The 16,165-nt window shown below is 69.6% G+C and carries 13 protein-coding genes; 5 read left to right on the forward strand and 8 right to left on the reverse strand.

The annotated features are described in order from the left end of the window. Positions 1 to 56: 56 nt before the first annotated feature. Complete coding sequence (ctaE, locus tag ABZ948_RS02890; protein WP_031115828.1) at positions 57 to 677, reverse strand: aa3-type cytochrome oxidase subunit III; 621 nt, start codon at positions 675 to 677, stop codon at positions 57 to 59. A gap of 145 nt (positions 678 to 822) precedes the next feature. Between ctaE and ABZ948_RS02895 the strand changes: the two genes are divergently transcribed. Further along, positions 823 to 1,224: a response regulator gene (locus tag ABZ948_RS02895; protein ID WP_359756644.1), complete on the forward strand. Its 402-nt coding sequence runs from the start codon at positions 823 to 825 to the stop codon at positions 1,222 to 1,224. 102 nt (positions 1,225 to 1,326) lie between these two features. On the opposite strand, the gene ABZ948_RS02900 is transcribed toward ABZ948_RS02895, so the two are convergent. From ABZ948_RS02900 to ctaC, 4 genes are all read right to left on the reverse strand, one after another. Further along, entirely contained in the window at positions 1,327 to 2,583 is a 1,257-nt protein-coding gene (locus tag ABZ948_RS02900) for a L,D-transpeptidase (protein ID WP_359756646.1), read from the reverse strand. 130 nt (positions 2,584 to 2,713) lie between these two features. Continuing rightward, a complete protein-coding gene (locus ABZ948_RS02905; RefSeq protein ID WP_359756648.1) occupies positions 2,714 to 3,112 on the reverse strand; it encodes a cytochrome c oxidase subunit 4 in 399 nt (132 codons plus the stop codon). Next, positions 3,109 to 4,845, reverse strand: coding sequence for an aa3-type cytochrome oxidase subunit I (gene ctaD / locus ABZ948_RS02910; RefSeq protein WP_359756650.1), 1,737 nt, complete (start codon positions 4,843 to 4,845; stop codon positions 3,109 to 3,111). The genes ABZ948_RS02905 and ctaD overlap by 4 nt, the downstream gene beginning before the upstream one ends. After that, entirely contained in the window at positions 4,842 to 5,807 is a 966-nt protein-coding gene (ctaC, locus tag ABZ948_RS02915) for an aa3-type cytochrome oxidase subunit II (RefSeq protein ID WP_359756652.1), read from the reverse strand. Before ctaC ends, ctaD begins: the two co-directional genes overlap by 4 nt. A gap of 264 nt (positions 5,808 to 6,071) precedes the next feature. Here ctaC and ABZ948_RS02920 point away from each other — a divergent pair, with 264 nt between their 5' ends. Further along, positions 6,072 to 7,451, forward strand: a complete 1,380-nt coding sequence (locus ABZ948_RS02920; protein ID WP_359756654.1) for a cysteine desulfurase/sulfurtransferase TusA family protein — start codon at positions 6,072 to 6,074, stop codon at positions 7,449 to 7,451. Positions 7,452 to 7,516: 65 nt separating this feature from the next. Here ABZ948_RS02920 and ABZ948_RS02925 read toward each other — a convergent pair whose 3' ends face one another. Further along, positions 7,517 to 8,491, reverse strand: coding sequence for a carbohydrate kinase family protein (locus ABZ948_RS02925; RefSeq protein WP_359756656.1), 975 nt, complete (start codon positions 8,489 to 8,491; stop codon positions 7,517 to 7,519). Positions 8,492 to 8,623: 132 nt separating this feature from the next. Here ABZ948_RS02925 and ABZ948_RS02930 point away from each other — a divergent pair, with 132 nt between their 5' ends. Continuing rightward, positions 8,624 to 8,833 (forward strand): hypothetical protein, encoded by a 210-nt coding sequence (locus tag ABZ948_RS02930; protein ID WP_359756658.1) that lies wholly within the window; start codon positions 8,624 to 8,626, stop codon positions 8,831 to 8,833. 146 nt (positions 8,834 to 8,979) lie between these two features. Continuing rightward, complete coding sequence (locus ABZ948_RS02935; RefSeq protein WP_359756660.1) at positions 8,980 to 10,881, forward strand: hypothetical protein; 1,902 nt, start codon at positions 8,980 to 8,982, stop codon at positions 10,879 to 10,881. A gap of 89 nt (positions 10,882 to 10,970) precedes the next feature. Here the strand turns inward: ABZ948_RS02935 and ABZ948_RS02940 are convergent, their stop codons facing one another. After that, a complete protein-coding gene (locus ABZ948_RS02940; protein ID WP_003989692.1) occupies positions 10,971 to 11,327 on the reverse strand; it encodes a HesB/IscA family protein in 357 nt (118 codons plus the stop codon). Between the two features lie 293 nt (positions 11,328 to 11,620). Here ABZ948_RS02940 and nadA point away from each other — a divergent pair, with 293 nt between their 5' ends. Beyond that, positions 11,621 to 12,805, forward strand: a complete 1,185-nt coding sequence (nadA, locus tag ABZ948_RS02945; protein WP_359756662.1) for a quinolinate synthase NadA — start codon at positions 11,621 to 11,623, stop codon at positions 12,803 to 12,805. 180 nt (positions 12,806 to 12,985) lie between these two features. Here nadA and ABZ948_RS02950 read toward each other — a convergent pair whose 3' ends face one another. Continuing rightward, positions 12,986 to 16,102: an efflux RND transporter permease subunit gene (locus tag ABZ948_RS02950; protein ID WP_359756664.1), complete on the reverse strand. Its 3,117-nt coding sequence runs from the start codon at positions 16,100 to 16,102 to the stop codon at positions 12,986 to 12,988. Between the last annotated feature and the right edge of the window lie 63 nt (positions 16,103 to 16,165).

The raw sequence follows: 16,165 nt of genomic DNA on the forward strand, positions 1-16,165 counted from the left end.
TGCGTCGATGCTTCTGGGATGCGCGCTTCGTCGAGCACGCGCGGATGCTGGCCCTGCTACTTGATCATGTAGATCGTGGCGAAGAGGCCGATCCAGACGACATCGACGAAGTGCCAGTAGTAGGACACGACGATCGCGGCGGTCGCCTGCTCGTGGGTGAACCTCCGGGCCGCGTATGTCCGGCCCAGGACCAGCAGGAAGGCGATGAGACCGCCCGTCACGTGCAGGCCGTGGAAGCCGGTGGTCAGGTAGAAGACCGAGCCGTACGGGTCGGACGAGAGCGACAGGCCCTCGTGCTTGACCAGCTCGGTGTACTCGAAGACCTGACCGCCGATGAAGATCGCACCCATGATGAAGGTGACGATGAACCACATCCGGAGCTTCTTCACGTCACCGCGCTCGGCGGCGAAGACGCCGAGCTGGCAGGTGAGGGAGGAGAGCACCAGGATCGTGGTGTTCGTCGCCGAGAACGGGAAGTTCAGGGCGTCGGCCTTCTCATGCCAGAAGTCAGGACCGGTCACCGATCGCAGGGTGAAGTACATCGCGAAGAGGGCCGCGAAGAACATCAGCTCGGAACTCAACCAGATGATGGTTCCGACGCTGGTGAGGTTCGGCCGGTTGACCGACGGGTGCGCGTGCCCGGTTTCTACTGTCGTTGCTGTCGCCACGACCGACATTATGTCGGTCGCTTATCCCGCCCTCACTCCGGGGGGTGCCGTTCGGAGTGTCTTCGCCGGTCGTACCGCTGTTGACGTGGTGTTCAAGGGAGTAGCATCCGGCCCAACGGGCCTGTCCTTACGACGCTGACGTCACGGAGGAACAATGCAGCCGACCGCCACGGTGCTGGTCTACAGCGACGACTCCAACACCCGCGAGCAGGTGCGGCTCGCCACGGGACGGCGGCCGGCGCCGGACGTTCCCGTGGTGGAGTTCGTGGAGTGTGCGACTCCGGGGGCGGTGGTCAAGGAGCTGGACCGGGGTGGGATCGACGTCTGTGTGCTGGACGGCGAGGCCGTGCCGATGGGAGGCATGGGGGTCTGCCGGCAGATCAAGGACGAGGTGTTCGACTGTCCGCCGGTGCTGCTGCTGATCGGGCGGCCGCAGGACGCGTGGCTGGCGACGTGGAGCCGGGCGGAGGCGGCGGTGACGTTGCCGGTGGAGCCGGTGGAGTTCGCCGCCGCGCTGGCGTCCCTGTTGCGGGAGAAGGCGGCTTTGAACGCCTAGAAGCCCGGGACGTCCGGTTGTGTGGCGACCTGCGGGTGCGTGGGGGTTGTTCGCGCCCACGCGGCGGAGCCGCATATCCGATACAGCCCCGCGCCCCTTGGGTCAGACGCTCTGAGGGCGTAGACGGGCCCTGTCCGCCGGGGTGGGGCCCTCGGGGGTGCCGCCGATGAGGGCGCTGCCGGTGCGCCACTTCGACCAGTCGAGGTTCCAGTCGCCGTAGCCGTTGCCGAAGGGCGCCATCGTGTCGCCGGCGGAGTTGATGACCTTGACGATGTCGCCCTCGCGGACGTTCTCGTAGAACCACGCGGCGTTCGCGGTGCTCATGCCGGTGCAGCCGTGGCTGACGTTGGCGTAGCCCTGGGAGCCGACGGACCAGGGGGCGGCGTGGACGTACTCGCCGCTGTTGGTGACGCGGACCGAGTGGTGCACGATCAGGTCGTAGAAGTCCGAGGCGCCGATGCTGGCGCTGGTCATGCGGACGGTGCCCTCCTTGGCCAGGATGACCTTGACGCCGTTGCGCGTGTCGTAGCCGGGCATGCCCGTGGTGACCGGTATCTGGCGGACGATCTCGTCGTTCTTGTAGACGGTCATCTGGTGGGCGGCGGCGTCCGTGACGGCGATGACCTTGTCGGCCGTGGTGATGGTCAGCGGCTTGGCCTTGCCGCCCCACATGCGGTCGCCGATCTTGATGCCCTGCAGGTTGCTGCGGACCTGGATGGTGGCCTGCGTGGGCCAGTACTCCTTGGGGCGGTAGTGGAGCTTCTTGTCGTCCACCCAGTGCCAGGCGCCGTCCGTGGCGGGCGTGGAGGAGACCTTGAGGGCGCGTTCGACGACGGCCCGCTGGGCCCGGTCCTGGACCGGCTGGCTCAGCTCGGCCGTGATGGGCTGGCCGACGCCGTAGGTGCCCTTCTTGGGGCCGAAGGTGACGTCCAGGCGCTTCTTGGTGGCGGGCTTGCCGGTGTCGAAGGTGAGGACCTTGCGGCCGGGTGCGCCGTCCTCGTCCTCGGTGCTCACGCGGACCGTGTAGCTGGCGTTGGCGGCGAGCGGTGAGGTGCTGTGCCAGCGGCCTCCGTCGGCGGCGAGTTCGCCGGCCACGTGGCGTCCGGAGGCGTCGTAGGCCGTGACGTCCGTGATGCGCCCGTCGGAGTCCTCGGCGACCACTTCCAGGGGCTTGTCCGGGTCGGCCTTCTTGCGGCCCTCGGTGGGGGCGTTGAAGGAGATCTGGTCCGCCGCGTCGTAGGGGCGGGCGGAGAGCGGGTTGCCGTCCGAGCCGCAGGCGGTGACGCCCGCGCAGAGGGCTATCACCAGCAGTGTGCAGCTGACGGCGGTGCGGGGGCGGGAGATCGCTGTGAGGCTCATGACCTCACGCTAGGAAGCCGCGTCAATGGCGGCACGCCGGGAGACTCGTACGAGTGACAAAGATTGCGGCACAAGCAGGGCCCGGACCCTCCCCACGGAGTGTCCGGGCCCTTGATGCGCTCGGCGTGTGTTACTGGGTGCGGTTCTCACCGCGGTAGTACTCGAAGACCCAGCCCCAGATGCCGATCAGGATGATCGGCAGCGAGAAGTACATCAGCCACCAGCCGATGGCGACGGCCAGGAAGGCCAGGGCGCCACCGATGGCCAGGGAGAGCGGCTGCCAGCTGTGCGGGCTGAAGAACCCGACCTCGCCGGCGTCGTCCGCGACGTCCGCCTCCTTGTTGTCCTGTGCGCCGACGTCCACCCGCTTGGCCGTGAAGCCGAGGTAGAAGCCGATCATGATGCACAGGCCGAAGGCCAGGAAGAGGGCCGTGGTACCGGCCGGCTCCTTCGACCACACGCCATAGACGACCGCCATGACGAGCACGAAGGCGCTCAGCCACATGAACATCTTGCCCTGGATCTTCACTTGCCGGCCTCCTTGCCGCCAGCCAGAGCCTTGTCGCCGTGGCCCACGTTCTCGAGCTGGTCGAGGGCGGCGATCTCCGGGTGGTGCAGGTCGAACGCCGGGGATTCACTGCGGATCCGCGGCATGGTGATGAAGTTGTGCCGCGGCGGCGGGCAGGAGGTGGCCCACTCCAGGGAGCGGCCGTAGCCCCACGGGTCGTCGACGCCGACCGGCTTGCCGTACTTGGCCGTCTTCCAGACGTTGTAGAAGAACGGCAGGATCGACATGCCGAGCAGGAACGAGCTGATCGTCGAGATCGTGTTCAGCGCGGTGAAGCCGTCGGCCGCCAGGTAGTCGGCGTAACGGCGCGGCATGCCCTCGGCGCCCAGCCAGTGCTGGACGAGGAACGTGCCGTGGAAGCCGATGAACAGCGTCCAGAAGGTGATCTTGCCGAGGCGCTCGTCGAGCATCTTGCCGGTCCACTTCGGCCACCAGAAGTGGAAGCCGGAGAACATCGCGAAGACCACGGTGCCGAAGACGACGTAGTGGAAGTGGGCCACCACGAAGTACGAGTCGGAGACGTGGAAGTCCATCGGCGGCGAGGCCAGGATGACACCGGTCAGACCACCGAAGGTGAAGGTGATCAGGAAGCCGGTCGCCCAGAGCATCGGCGTCTCGAAGGACAGCGAGCCCTTCCACATCGTGCCGATCCAGTTGAAGAACTTCACACCGGTCGGGACCGCGATGAGGAACGTCATGAAGGAGAAGAACGGCAGCAGCACACCGCCGGTGACGTACATGTGGTGCGCCCACACCGTCACGGACAGACCCGCGATCGCGATGGTCGCGCCGATCAGACCCGTGTAACCGAACATCGGCTTGCGGGAGAAGACCGGGATGACCTCACTGATGATGCCGAAGAACGGCAGGGCGATGATGTACACCTCTGGATGGCCGAAGAACCAGAAGAGGTGTTGCCACAGCAACGCGCCGCCGTTGGCGGAGTCGAAGACGTGGGCGCCGAACTTGCGGTCCGCCTCCAGGGCGAACAGGGCCGCGGCCAGGACCGGGAAGGCCAGCAGGACCAGCACACCGGTCAGCAGCACGTTCCAGGTGAAGATCGGCATGCGGAACATCGTCATGCCCGGGGCGCGCATGCAGATGATCGTGGTGATGAAGTTGACCGAGCCGAGGATGGTGCCGAAGCCGGAGAAGGCCAGACCCATGATCCACATGTCGGCGCCGATGCCCGGCGAGCGGACCGCGTCCGAGAGCGGGCTGTAGGCGAACCAGCCGAAGTCGGCCGCGCCCTGCGGGGTGAGGAAGCCGCCCACCGCGATGAGCGAGCCGAACAGGTACAGCCAGTAGGCGAACATGTTCAGCCGCGGGAACGCCACGTCCGGCGCGCCGATCTGCAGCGGCATGATCCAGTTCGCGAAGCCCGCGAACAGCGGCGTCGCGAACATCAGCAGCATGATCGTGCCGTGCATCGTGAACGCCTGGTTGAACTGCTCGTTCGACATGATCTGCAGACCAGGCCGGGCGAGCTCGGCGCGCATGAACAGCGCCATCACGCCACCGATGACGAAGAACGCGAACGACGTCGCCAGGTACAGCGTGCCGATCGTCTTGTGGTCCGTCGTCGTCAGCCACTTGACCACGACACTGCCGCGGTTCTGGCGCCGGACCGGCAGCTCGTCCTGGTAGTGGGACCCTGCCGCCGCGGCACCCTGGGGTTCGTTGAGGATGCTCACAGGTTGTTCGTCTCCCGGTTCTTCTCGTGGCTCGTCTGCGCGATGCCGGCAGGAACGTAACCGTTCTGCTGCTTGTCCACGAGGTCCTTGAGGTGCTGCTCGTAGCGCTCGGGGGAGACCACCTTCACGTTGAACAGCATCCGAGAGTGGTCGACGCCGCAGAGCTCGGCGCACTTGCCCATGAAGGTGCCCTCCTTGTTGGGGGTCACCTCGAAGGCGTTGGTGTGGCCCGGGATGACGTCCTGCTTCATCAGGAACGGCACCACCCAGAAGGAGTGGATGACGTCACGCGAGGTGAGGACGAAGCGGACCGTCTTGCCCTTGGGCAGCCACAGGGTCGGGCCCGGGTTGCCGTTCTGCGGGTTCCGCGTGCCGGGGGTGCCGCAGTCGTGGACGCCGCCGGCGCCTGCCGGGAAGTCCTCCTTGAACCGGTCCGGGATCGCGTCCAGCTCCGGGGCCTTCTTGGCGTCACCCGTCGAACCGGCGACCGGCTCGATGTAGTTGAAGCACCAGCTCCACTGGAAGCCGACCACGTTCACCGTGACGTCCGGCTTCTTCTTGAGGCTGAGCAGCTCGGACTCGTCGCGGGCGGTGAAGTAGAACAGCACCGAGACGATGATGAGCGGGACGACCGTGTACAGCGCCTCGATGGGCATGTTGTACCGGGTCTGCGGAGGAACCTCGACCTTGGTGCGGCTGCGCCGGTGGAAGAAAGCACTCCACAGGATCAGACCCCACACCAGCACGCCGACGGCGAGCGCAGCCGCCCAGGACCCCTGCCACAGGGAGAGGATCCGCGGAGCCTCTTCCGTGGTCGGGGTGGGCATACCAAGGCGGGGGAAGTCTTCCCAGTTGTACGAGCAACCGGTGGCTGTCGCCAAGACCAGGCCCGCGGTCAGTGCCTGCAGCAGCTTCCGCCGCATCGGGCGCCGCGGCGAGCGGTCGGAGCCGTTGGGACTCACGTAGCGCCTTCCCGAGAGTCTCGCCCGCGCGGATCGGCTGCGGCCTGGCCTTCTCGCTGGTCGGTCGCCGCCCTGCGTCGGGCAGGGGTTTGGATGTTTATGCGGACCAAACCCTAGCCGACGCCCTCCGGGGGTTCTCGGGGAGGGGTGCCTACTCACCCGGGGGGTTCGCTGAATTGGCGGCTGCGGGTGGTTTGTGGTTGTTCGCACAGTTCCCCGCGCCCCTTGGGGACGCTGACCCGCTCGGCGTTCTAGCGTTGCCGTGTGGGTTACTTCGATGCTGCTTCCGCTGCTCCGCTTCATCCGATCGCGCGGCAGGCCCTCCAGGCCTCGCTCGACGAGGGGTGGGCTGATCCCGCGCGCCTGTACAGGGAGGGGCGGCGGGCCCGGGTCCTGCTGGACGCGGCGCGGGAGGCCGCCGCCGAGGCGGTGGGCTGCCGGCCGGACGAGCTGGCCTTCACCTCGTCCGGAACCCGTGCCGTGCACTCGGGGATCGCCGGGGCGCTGGCCGGGCGGAGGCGGGTGGGGCGCCACCTGATCGTGTCAGCGGTCGAACACTCCTCCGTACTTCATTCGGCGGAGCTTCTCGAGGCCTCCGGGGGGACCGTCACACAGGTCCCGGTGGACCGCGCCGGACGGGTGAAGCCGTCGGCTTACGGCGAAGCCCTGCGCGCGGACACCGCGCTGGCCTGTCTCCAGTCGGCCAACCACGAGGTGGGGACCGAGCAGCCGGTGGCCGAGGTGGCCGAGGTGTGCCGGGCGGCCGGGGTGCCCTTGCTGGTGGACGCGGCGCAGTCGCTGGGGTGGGCGCGGGTGGACGGGGACTGGTCGTTGCTGACGGCGAGCGCCCACAAGTGGGGCGGGCCGTCCGGGGTCGGGCTGCTCGTCGTCCGCAAGGGCGTGCGGTTCGCCCCGCAAGGTCCGGTGGACGAGCGGGAGTCGGGTCGGGCGGCCGGTTTCGAGAACATCCCGGCGATCGTGGCGGCGGCCGCCTCGTTGCGGGCGGTGCGGGCCGAGGCGGCGGCGGAGGCCGCGCGGCTGCGGGAGCTGACGGAACGGATCCGGGCTCGGGTTCCGCACCTGGTGCCCGACGTCGAGGTGGTCGGCGATCCGGTGCGCCGGCTGCCCGGGGTGGTCACCTTCTCCTGTCTCTATGTCGACGGGGAGGCGCTGCTGCACGAGCTGGACCGGGAGGGTTTCTCCGTCTCGTCCGGATCGTCCTGCACGAGCAGCACGCTGACGCCGAGCCATGTGCTGCGGGCGATGGGCGTGCTGAGTGAGGGGAACGTGCGGGTTTCGCTGCCGGCGGGGGTGGCGGAGGAGGACGTGGAGCGGTTCCTGACCGTTCTTCCCGGGGCTGTGGCGGCGGTGCGGGAGAAGCTGGGGGCGCCGGCCGCCTCGGTGGTGGCCCGCGAGGAGGACGTCCTGGTGGTGGACTCCTTGGGCAAGCGGTGCCCGATCCCGGTCATCGAGCTGGCCAAGGTGATCGGCGACGTGCCGGTGGGCGGCCTGGTCCGGGTCCTGTCGGACGACGAGGCGGCTCGGCTGGACATCCCGGCGTGGTGCGAGATGAGGGACCAGGAGTACGTGGGGGAAGAGCCGGCGGACCAAGGAACCGCATACTTGATCCGCCGAGCGAGCTGAGTAACCCAGGGGCGCGGGGAGCTGCGCGACCAGCCCCCACGCGCCCGCAGACGAACAGCCGGTTCTCAGGCCAGGTGCGCCTGAACCTCCTGCGCGGCCTCGTCCCCGTACGCCTTGGTGAACCGCTCCATGAAGTGCCCGCGGCGCAACTGGTACTCCTGCGTCCCCACCGTCTCGATGACGAGGGTCGCCAGCATGCAGCCGACCTGCGCGGCACGCTCCAGCGAGACGCCCCAGGCCAGACCCGAGAGGAACCCGGCGCGGAAGGCGTCGCCGACACCGGTCGGGTCGGCCTTGCGCTCCTCGTCCGGCGTGCCGACCTCGATCGGGTCCGCGCCGGCACGCTCGATCCGCACGCCGCGCGCGCCGAGCGTGGTCACACGGTGGCCGACCCGCGAGAGGATCTCGGCATCGCTCCAGCCGGTCTTGGACTCGATGAGGCCCTTTTCGTACTCGTTGGAGAAGAGGTACGTCGCCCCGTCCAGCAGGATGCGGATCTCCTCGCCGTCCATGCGGGCGATCTGCTGCGAGAAGTCGGCGGCGAACGGGATGGACCGGGAGCGGCACTCCTCGGTGTGGCGGAGCATGGCCTCCGGGTCGTCCGCGCCGATGGAGACCAGGTCGAGACCGCCGACCCGGTCGGCGACGGTCTTCAGCTCGATGAGGCGGGCCTCGCTCATGGCGCCCGTGTAGAACGAGCCGATCTGGTTGTGGTCGGCGTCGGTCGTGCACACGAAGCGGGCCGTGTGCAGGGTGTCGGAGATGCGGACGGAGTCGGTGTCGACGCCGTGCCGCTCCAGCCAGGCGCGGTACTCGTCGAAGTCCGCGCCGGCGGCGCCGACCAGGATCGGCCGGGTGCCGAGCTGTCCCATGCCGAACGCGATGTTCGCGGCGACGCCGCCGCGGCGGACGTCGAGCTTGTCGACCAGGAACGACAGCGAGACCGTGTGCAGCTGGTCCGCTACGAGCTGGTCGGCGAAGCGGCCGGGGAAGGTCATGAGGTGGTCGGTGGCGATGGAGCCGGTGACTGCGATGCGCACGGCGTGGATTCTCCTGAGGGAGGCGGACCTTGACGCTTCACGCTATCGGGTGGGCGGGGCCGCTCTGAAGGCAACTAAACTACCCGATAGTAGATCTTTCTCCGCCGACTCGACCGTGCATACGGTGCCGCTATGACGAACCTCGAGGTCCAGGCCCCCACTCCCGTCGACGTCGAAGGCGACCTCGCGTCGCTCCCGGGCGACGGGGCCCGGATGGCTCCGCACTGGGCGGTTCCCGACCGGGGCGCCTCCCGGCCGGTCTCCCCGGCCCTGATCCACGGCGTGACCGTACCCCCGGCGTCGGCCCGGCTGCTCGACGCCATGTCGGACTACGGCGACTGAGCGGCGCACGCCCGGGAACCGCGAGCTCCCCCGCTGCGTCCCATCGCTGTCCCCCGTAAAGGGGAGGCGGGATACGACCCACCAGCGGCCCGAATCCGACCGGGCCGGGTCCCATGGGACAGCTGTGCAGCCGAAGGAGCGATGCGGTGAACACCGAGCGACCCGACCACGACGACGAGGCCACGGAATCGGGCGGCGCCGGCACGGCCGACGCCCCGGAGGCCGGGGCGCGGGGCTCGGCCGACGCCGGGGCTTCGGCGAAGGCCGAGGCGTCGGCGGGGGCCGCGGAGTCTGCCGGGGCTGACAAGGCCGGGGATTCGGAGGAGGCCGGTGGTGCCGCCGAGGCTCGCGGTTCTCAAGAGGCCGGTGAGTCCGACGAGGCTGTCAGTGAAGAACCCGGCAACTCCGACGAGACCGCGGACGCTTCCGACAAGGCAGAGGTTTCCGACACAGCCGCGGTCGCTTCCGACAAGGCCGTAGAGGGCTCCAAGCCCGCAGCGGCTTCCGCCACCTCGCCTGACGGCACGCCGGTCTCGGAGGCGGAGCCGGCCGGGGACGACGCGGCCCCGGAAAATCCTCCCGCATCGGACAGCGACGTCCCCCGCGACCACGAGGTCCTGGTCGGTCACGGTGGCGGGCGTCCCCGGACCCCCGCGATCATCGCCTCCGTCGCCGCCGCCGTGCTGCTGATCGGCGGTGGCGGGGCCTGGCTCGCCGCCAACGCGTCGGGCGGGTCGGGCGGCGGGACGACGTCCGGCGCGCCCGGCGGGGACGACACTCCCCCGCCGCTCGCGCTCGACGGCTACTCCGAGAGCGGCGGGAACGGCATCGCGCCCGGTGAGCCCAACCCCTACGGCGCCACCTACCGGGTCGACGGCACGCTGCCGGGCGGCCCCGGCGAGGCCCCGGTGTACCGGGCGCGGGGCGAGGTCACCAAGGCGGACGTGGCCCGGCTGGCGAAGGCCCTCGGGGTCGAGGGGACGCCGGTGGCCGAGGGCGAGGCGTGGAAGGTCGGGGCCGGTCAGGACGGTTCGGGCCCGAGTCTCCAGGTGAACAGGCAGGCACCGGGGACCTGGACGTTCAGCCGGTACGCGCCGGGCACCGACAACTGCAAGGGCACGGACACCTGCACGGCCCCGGGGAGCGACGACACCCCGGTGAGCGAGGCGGCGGCGAAGCAGGCCGCGGCGCCCGTGCTGAAGGCGGTGGGTCAGGATGACGCGAAGCAGGACGCGAGCCAGGTCATGGGCGCCCGGCGGGTGGTGAACGCCGCTCCCGAGGTCGGCGGTCTGCCCACGCACGGCTGGACGACCGACGTCACGGTCGGGTCCGACGGTGAGGTCGTCGCCGGCAGCGGTCAGCTGGCGGTCCCCGTGAAGGGGGACACCTACCCCGTGGTCAGCGCCCGGAAGGCGCTGGAGCTGATGGAAGGGCGGCCGACGAGCGACCACCGCATGGGCATAGGCGGCTGCGCGAGTGCCGTGCCGCACAAGGACCGGCTGGAGCAGCCCTGCGACTCGTCGGCGAGCGGCGCTCCGCGGCAGGACACCGTCACGGTCGAGAACGCGGTGTTCGGGCTGGCCGCGCACTTCGTGGACGGCCGTCAGGCGCTGGTGCCGTCGTGGCTGTTCGAGGTGACGGCGCCGGGTGCGAAGGACCCGTTCACGGTGACGTACCCGGCGGTCGACCCGAAGTACCTGGCCTCCCCCACGCCGAGCGGGCCGAGTGACGGGCCGACGCAGGCGCCCGGGCCGCGCGAGGTCAAGGTGGACGGCTACCGGTCCGAGGGCGCGGAGCTGACCGTGACCTTCACGGGCGGGGTGTGCGCCGACTACGACGTGCGGGCGAGCGAGGAGGGCGACGAGGTGACGGTCACGGTGACGTCGACCCCGTGGCCGGACAAGGTCTGCATCCTGATCGCCAAGCAGTTCCAGCAGACCGTGCAGCTGGACGAGCCGCTCGGTGACCGGAAGGTCGTCGGCGAGGACGGCAAGGCCGTTCCGCTGGCCAAGGAGGGCGCGCGGCTGCCGGCTCCCCCGCAGCGGTAGCGCCACCGGGTACGGCGAAGGCGGCGGCCCCGTCGGAGGGGGTCGCCGCCTTCGTCATGTCCGCTGCCGCCCGCGGCGGCCCGGCGGGCTCAGCTGAAGGAGTCGCCGCAGGCGCAGGAGCCGGTCGCGTTGGGGTTGTCGATCGTGAAGCCCTGCTTCTCGATCGTGTCCACGAAGTCGATCGTGGCGCCGCCCAGGTACGGGGCGCTCATGCGGTCGGTGACGACCTTCACACCGCCGAAGTCCTTCTCGACGTCGCCGTCGAGGGAACGCTCGTCGAAGAAGAGCTGGTAGCGCAGGCCGGAGCAGCCGCCGGGCTGGACGGCGACGCGCAGCGCGAGGTCGTCGCGGCCTTCCTGGTCGAGCAGGGTCTTGACCTTGTCCGCGGCGGCGTCGGTCAGGATGATGCCGTCGCTGACGGTGGTGGTCTCGTCCGATACGGACATCTACATCTCTCCCGGGTTGTACGGAGACTGCTTGCCGACGGGTCCAACCGGCGGGGCCGCGGATTCATTCCGGGCCGGGCGCTCGATCTCGGCTCCTTTTCATGCTCGCACACGCGCCGGGAACCGGAAAACGGCTCTTTCCCGGTCTTCGCGGGCTTTCCCGGGAATGAACGGCGGCTCACCGGGATTCACGTCACACAGACGCTATGGCCATCGTCAAAGTGACGTGAAGCAGTTATGATAGATAGCGTCAATTCGACGAAAAGTCGCCGGAAACAGAAAGGGTGCGTGTCGTGACCACCGCCCAGACCCAGGAGCTCGACGTACAGCCGACGCCCCTCGCCCTGCTGCTCCTCGGCCGTGAGGCCGACCCGAGGAGCGAGCGCGGCGTGGAGTGTCCCGGCGACCTGCCCTCGCCGTCCGACCCGGACCTGGTGGAGCGCGCGCGCCGGGCGAAGGAGAAGCTCGGGGACAAGGTCTTCGTGCTCGGCCACCACTACCAGCGCGACGAGGTCATCCAGTTCGCCGACGTGACCGGTGACTCGTTCAAGCTGGCCCGGGACGCGGCGGCGCGCCCCGAGGCCGAGTACATCGTCTTCTGCGGTGTGCACTTCATGGCGGAGTCCGCGGACATCCTGACGTCCGACGACCAGAAGGTCGTCCTGCCCGACCTCGCCGCCGGCTGCTCGATGGCCGACATGGCGACGGCCGAACAGGTCGCCGAGTGCTGGGACGTGCTGACCGAGGCCGGCATAGCCGAGCAGGTCGTGCCCGTCTCGTACATGAACTCGTCCGCCGACATCAAGGCGTTCACGGGCAAGCACGGCGGCACGATCTGCACCTCCTCCAACGCCAAGCGCGCCCTGGACTGGGCGTTCGAGCAGGGCGAGAAGGTGCTGTTCCTGCCCGACCAGCACCTCGGGCGCAACACCGCGGTCCGCGACATGGGCATGTCCCTGGAGGACTGCGTCGTCTACAACCCGCACAAGCCGAACGGCGGCCTGACCGCCGACGAGCTGCGCGCGGCGAAGATGATCCTGTGGCGCGGCCACTGCTCGGTGCACGGCCGCTTCAGCCTGGACTCGGTGAACGACGTGCGCGAGCGCATCCCCGGCGTGAACGTCCTGGTGCACCCCGAGTGCAAGCACGAGGTCGTGGCCGCGGCGGACTACGTCGGTTCGACGGAGTACATCATCAAGGCCCTGGAGGCCGCGCCGGCCGGCTCCAAGTGGGCCATCGGCACGGAGCTGAACCTGGTCCGCCGCCTGGCGAACCGTTTCGCGCCCGAGGGCAAGGAGATCGTCTTCCTCGACAAGACGGTCTGCTTCTGCTCGACCATGAACCGCATCGACCTCCCCCACCTGGTCTGGGCCCTGGAGTCGCTGGCCGAGGGCAAGCTCGTCAACCGCATCGAGGTGGACAAGGAGACGGAGGCGTTCGCGAAGCTGGCGCTGGAGCGGATGCTGGCCCTGCCGTAGCCGTCGCCCTGCCCGTCGTCACCCCGAGTGCGGTTTCCGCTCGGGGTGCGCGGGATCCAGGCTGAAGACGGTGCCCTCGGGGGTGGCAAAATCGCGCGCCGAGGCGCTATAGGTCATTGCGACTGAGACTCCGGGTCCCGCACCTTGTGCGGGACCCGGTCGTCTTCCGGGGTGACAGCGTCACACGCCCGCGGGCTCCGGCTCCGCCGCGTCCGTCCGCTGGGGCGGGAGGCCCTTCTTCGCCGCGCGCTTCTTCGCCCGGCGCTCCTTGCGGAGTTCGAGCATCGCGTACAGCGTCGGGACCAGCAGCAGCGTCAGCAGGGTCGACGTGACCAGGCCGCCGATCACGACCACGGCCAGCGGCTGGGCGATGAAGCCGCCCTCGCCGGTGATGCCGAGGGCCATCGGGAGCAGGGCGAAGATCGTCGCCAGGGCGGTCATGAGGATGGGCCGCAGACGGTGCCGGCCGCCCTCGACCACGGCCTCGACGACGCCGTAGCCCTGCTTGCGGTACTGGTTGATCAGGTCGATCAGCACGATCGCGTTCGTCACCACGATGCCGATCAGCATCAGCATGCCGATCATCGCGGGGACGCCCATCGGCGTGCCGGTGGCCACCAGCAGGCCGATCGCGCCGGTGGCGGCGAACGGGATGGAGACGAGCAGGATCAGCGGCTGGACCAGGGACCGGAAGGTGCCGACCAGCAGCATGAAGACGATCGCGATGGCCGCCAGCATGGCCAGGCCCAGGTTGGCGAACGCCTCGTCCTGGTCCTCGGAGACACCGCCGATCGACGCCGTGGCACCGTCGGGGAGCTTCAGCGCGTTGATCTCGGACTGGAGCTTGGTGCTCACCGCGCCGGTGTTGTCACCGGTCGGCTTCGCGGTGATGGTGGCGGCGCGCTGGCCGTCGATGCGGGTCATGGAGACCGGGCCGTCGACCAGCTTCACGGTCGCGATGTCGCCGAGCTTCACCGCGCCCAGCCGCAGGTCCTGAAGCTGCTTCAGGGTCTGCGCGGGCTTCGCCGAGCGGATGACGACGTCGCGCTCGGTGTCGTCCAGGACGGCCTTGGCCGCCGGGGTGCCGCGGACCGCCTGGGCGACGACGGCGCCGAGGGTCTGGTCGGTGAAACCGGCCGCGGCCGCCTTGTCGTTGGCCTTGACCGAGATGCGCGGGACGCTCGTCGCCAGGTCGCTGGTGACGTCCGTGACGTCGTCGAGGGAGGCGACCGTCTTGCGGACCTCCTCGGACGCCGTGCGCAGCACCTCGGCGTCGGCGGCCTTCACCACGACGCTCAGGTCCTGGGCGCCGAAGCCGTCACCGGCGGCGACGGTGGTGGTGCCGATGCCCTTCAGCCCGGCGAGGCCCTTCTCGATGCTGTCCTGGACGTCCTCGGCCGACGCCGAGTCGTCCAGCATCACCTGGTAGGAGGCCTGGTTGGTGTCCGTGCCACCGCCGAAGGCGGCCATGAAGCCGGACGAGCCGACCGTGACCTGGTAGTCCTTCACGCCCTTGGTGTCGGCGAGCAGCCGTTCGACCTTCTTGGCCTGGGTGTCGGTGGCCGCGAGGCTGGTGCCGGGCTTCAGCTCCTGCTTGACGGTGAGGACCTCGACCTCGCCCTGGTCGAAGAAGTTCGTCTTCAGCAGCGGCGCCATGCCGAACGTGCCGACGAGGACGACGATCGCGAGGGCCACGCTGGTGAGGCGGCGGCGGGTGGCGAAGCGCAGGACCGGGACGTAGATGCGCTGCAGGCGGCTCCTGGCCTCCTTCTCCTCCGCGAGCCGGCGCGCCTCGTCCGCGTCCTCGGGGGTGCCCTTGGGCGGGCGCAGGAACCAGTACGACAGGACCGGGACGACCGTCAGGGAGACGAGCAGGGACGCCAGCAGGGCGGCCGTGACGGTGAGGCTGAACGAGCCGAACAGCTCGCCGACCATGCCGCCGACCAGGCCGATCGGCAGGAACACGGCGACGGTGGTGAGGGTGGAGGACGTCACCGCGCCCGCGACCTCGCGCACCGCGTTGAGGATGGCCGAGTGGCGCTCCTCGCCGTAGCCGAGGTGGCGCTTGATGTTCTCCAGGACCACGATCGAGTCGTCGACGACCCGGCCGATGGCGATGGTCAGGGCGCCCAGCGTGAGGACGTTCAGCGACAGGTCGCGGGTCCACAGCACGATCAGGGCGAGGACCACGGACAGCGGGATGGACACCGCCGTCACGAGGGTGGAGCGGATCGAGGCCAGGAAGACCAGGATCACCAGGACGGCGAAGAGCAGACCGAGCGCGCCCTCGGTGGTCAGGCCCTTGATGGACTTGGACACGGCCGGGCCCTGGTCGCTGACGACCGTGAGGGTCGCGCCGGAGCCGAGGTCCTCGCGCAGGTCGGGAAGCTTGTCCTGGACGGCGTCGGAGATGGCGACCGCGCTGCCGTCCCGGTCCATGGTGACGGCGACGGCGAGGCTGGGCTTGCCGTCGGTGCGGGTGATGGAGTCGGCCGGGGCCTCCTGCTGCTTCACCGTGGCGACGTCACCGAGGCGCACCGGCTTGCCCTTGCCGGGCTCGCCCGTGACCATCAGGTCCTGGATCTGCTCCAGCGAGGTGAAGCCGCCGCCGACCTGGACGGTGCGGTTGGAGCCGCCCTCGTCGAAGGAGCCGGCCGGGACGGTCGCGCCGCCGGCCTGGAGCGCCTCGGAGAGGGACTGCGAGGTCAGCCCGGCCTTCGCCAGCTTGGCGTCGTCGGGCGTGACGGTGACCTGGAGGTCCCGCACGCCGTCGACGGTGACCTGGCCGACGCCGTCGATGCTCTTCAGGTCCGGTACGACGGTCCTGTCGAGCTGGTCGGCCAGGGCCTGCGCGTCCCGGTCGGAGGTGACGGCGAGGACGACGGTCGGCATGTCGTCCGTCGAACCGGCGACGATCTGCGGGTCCACGTCGTCCGGGAGCTGGGCGCGGGCCCGGTTGACGGCCTGCTGGACGTCGGCGACCAGCTGCTCGGTGCCGTTGCCGTAGTCGAAGGACGCCATGATCACGGCGTTGCCCTCGCTGGCGGTGGAGGTGACGCCGCTGATGCCGTCGACGGCTTCGAGGCTGTCCTCGATGGGTTCGACGACCTGCTTCTCGACCACGTCCGGGGACGCGCCCTGGTACGGCGCCAGCACGGACACCATGGGCAGTTCGATGGTGGGCAGCAGTTGCTGCTTGAGCTGGGGTATCGCGATCGCTCCGAAGACGAGCGCGATGATCGACATCAGCCCTATCAGGGCCCGTTGCGCGAGGCTGAATCTCGACAGCCAGGACATGGGTCAGGGTCTCTCTTCTGTTTAACGGCAGAAGCGGCAGCGGGCGCACAGATGAGCGCCCGC

The organism is Streptomyces olindensis (assembly GCF_040645895.1).
In the GTDB taxonomy this organism is placed as follows: domain Bacteria; phylum Actinomycetota; class Actinomycetes; order Streptomycetales; family Streptomycetaceae; genus Streptomyces; species Streptomyces olindensis.

What these genes read in the sequence shown, in the direction of transcription:
- ABZ948_RS02900 (WP_359756646.1), bottom strand. Translation starts at nt 2,583, where the DNA reads ATGAGCCTCACAGCGATCTCCCGCCCCCGCACCGCCGTCAGCTGCACA.
- ABZ948_RS02940 (WP_003989692.1), bottom strand. Translation starts at nt 11,327, where the DNA reads ATGTCCGTATCGGACGAGACCACCACCGTCAGCGACGGCATCATCCTG.
- ABZ948_RS02950 (WP_359756664.1), bottom strand. Translation starts at nt 16,102, where the DNA reads ATGTCCTGGCTGTCGAGATTCAGCCTCGCGCAACGGGCCCTGATAGGG.
- ctaE (WP_031115828.1), bottom strand. Translation starts at nt 677, where the DNA reads ATGTCGGTCGTGGCGACAGCAACGACAGTAGAAACCGGGCACGCGCAC.
- ABZ948_RS02930 (WP_359756658.1), top strand. Translation starts at nt 8,624, where the DNA reads ATGACGAACCTCGAGGTCCAGGCCCCCACTCCCGTCGACGTCGAAGGC.
- ABZ948_RS02895 (WP_359756644.1), top strand. Translation starts at nt 823, where the DNA reads ATGCAGCCGACCGCCACGGTGCTGGTCTACAGCGACGACTCCAACACC.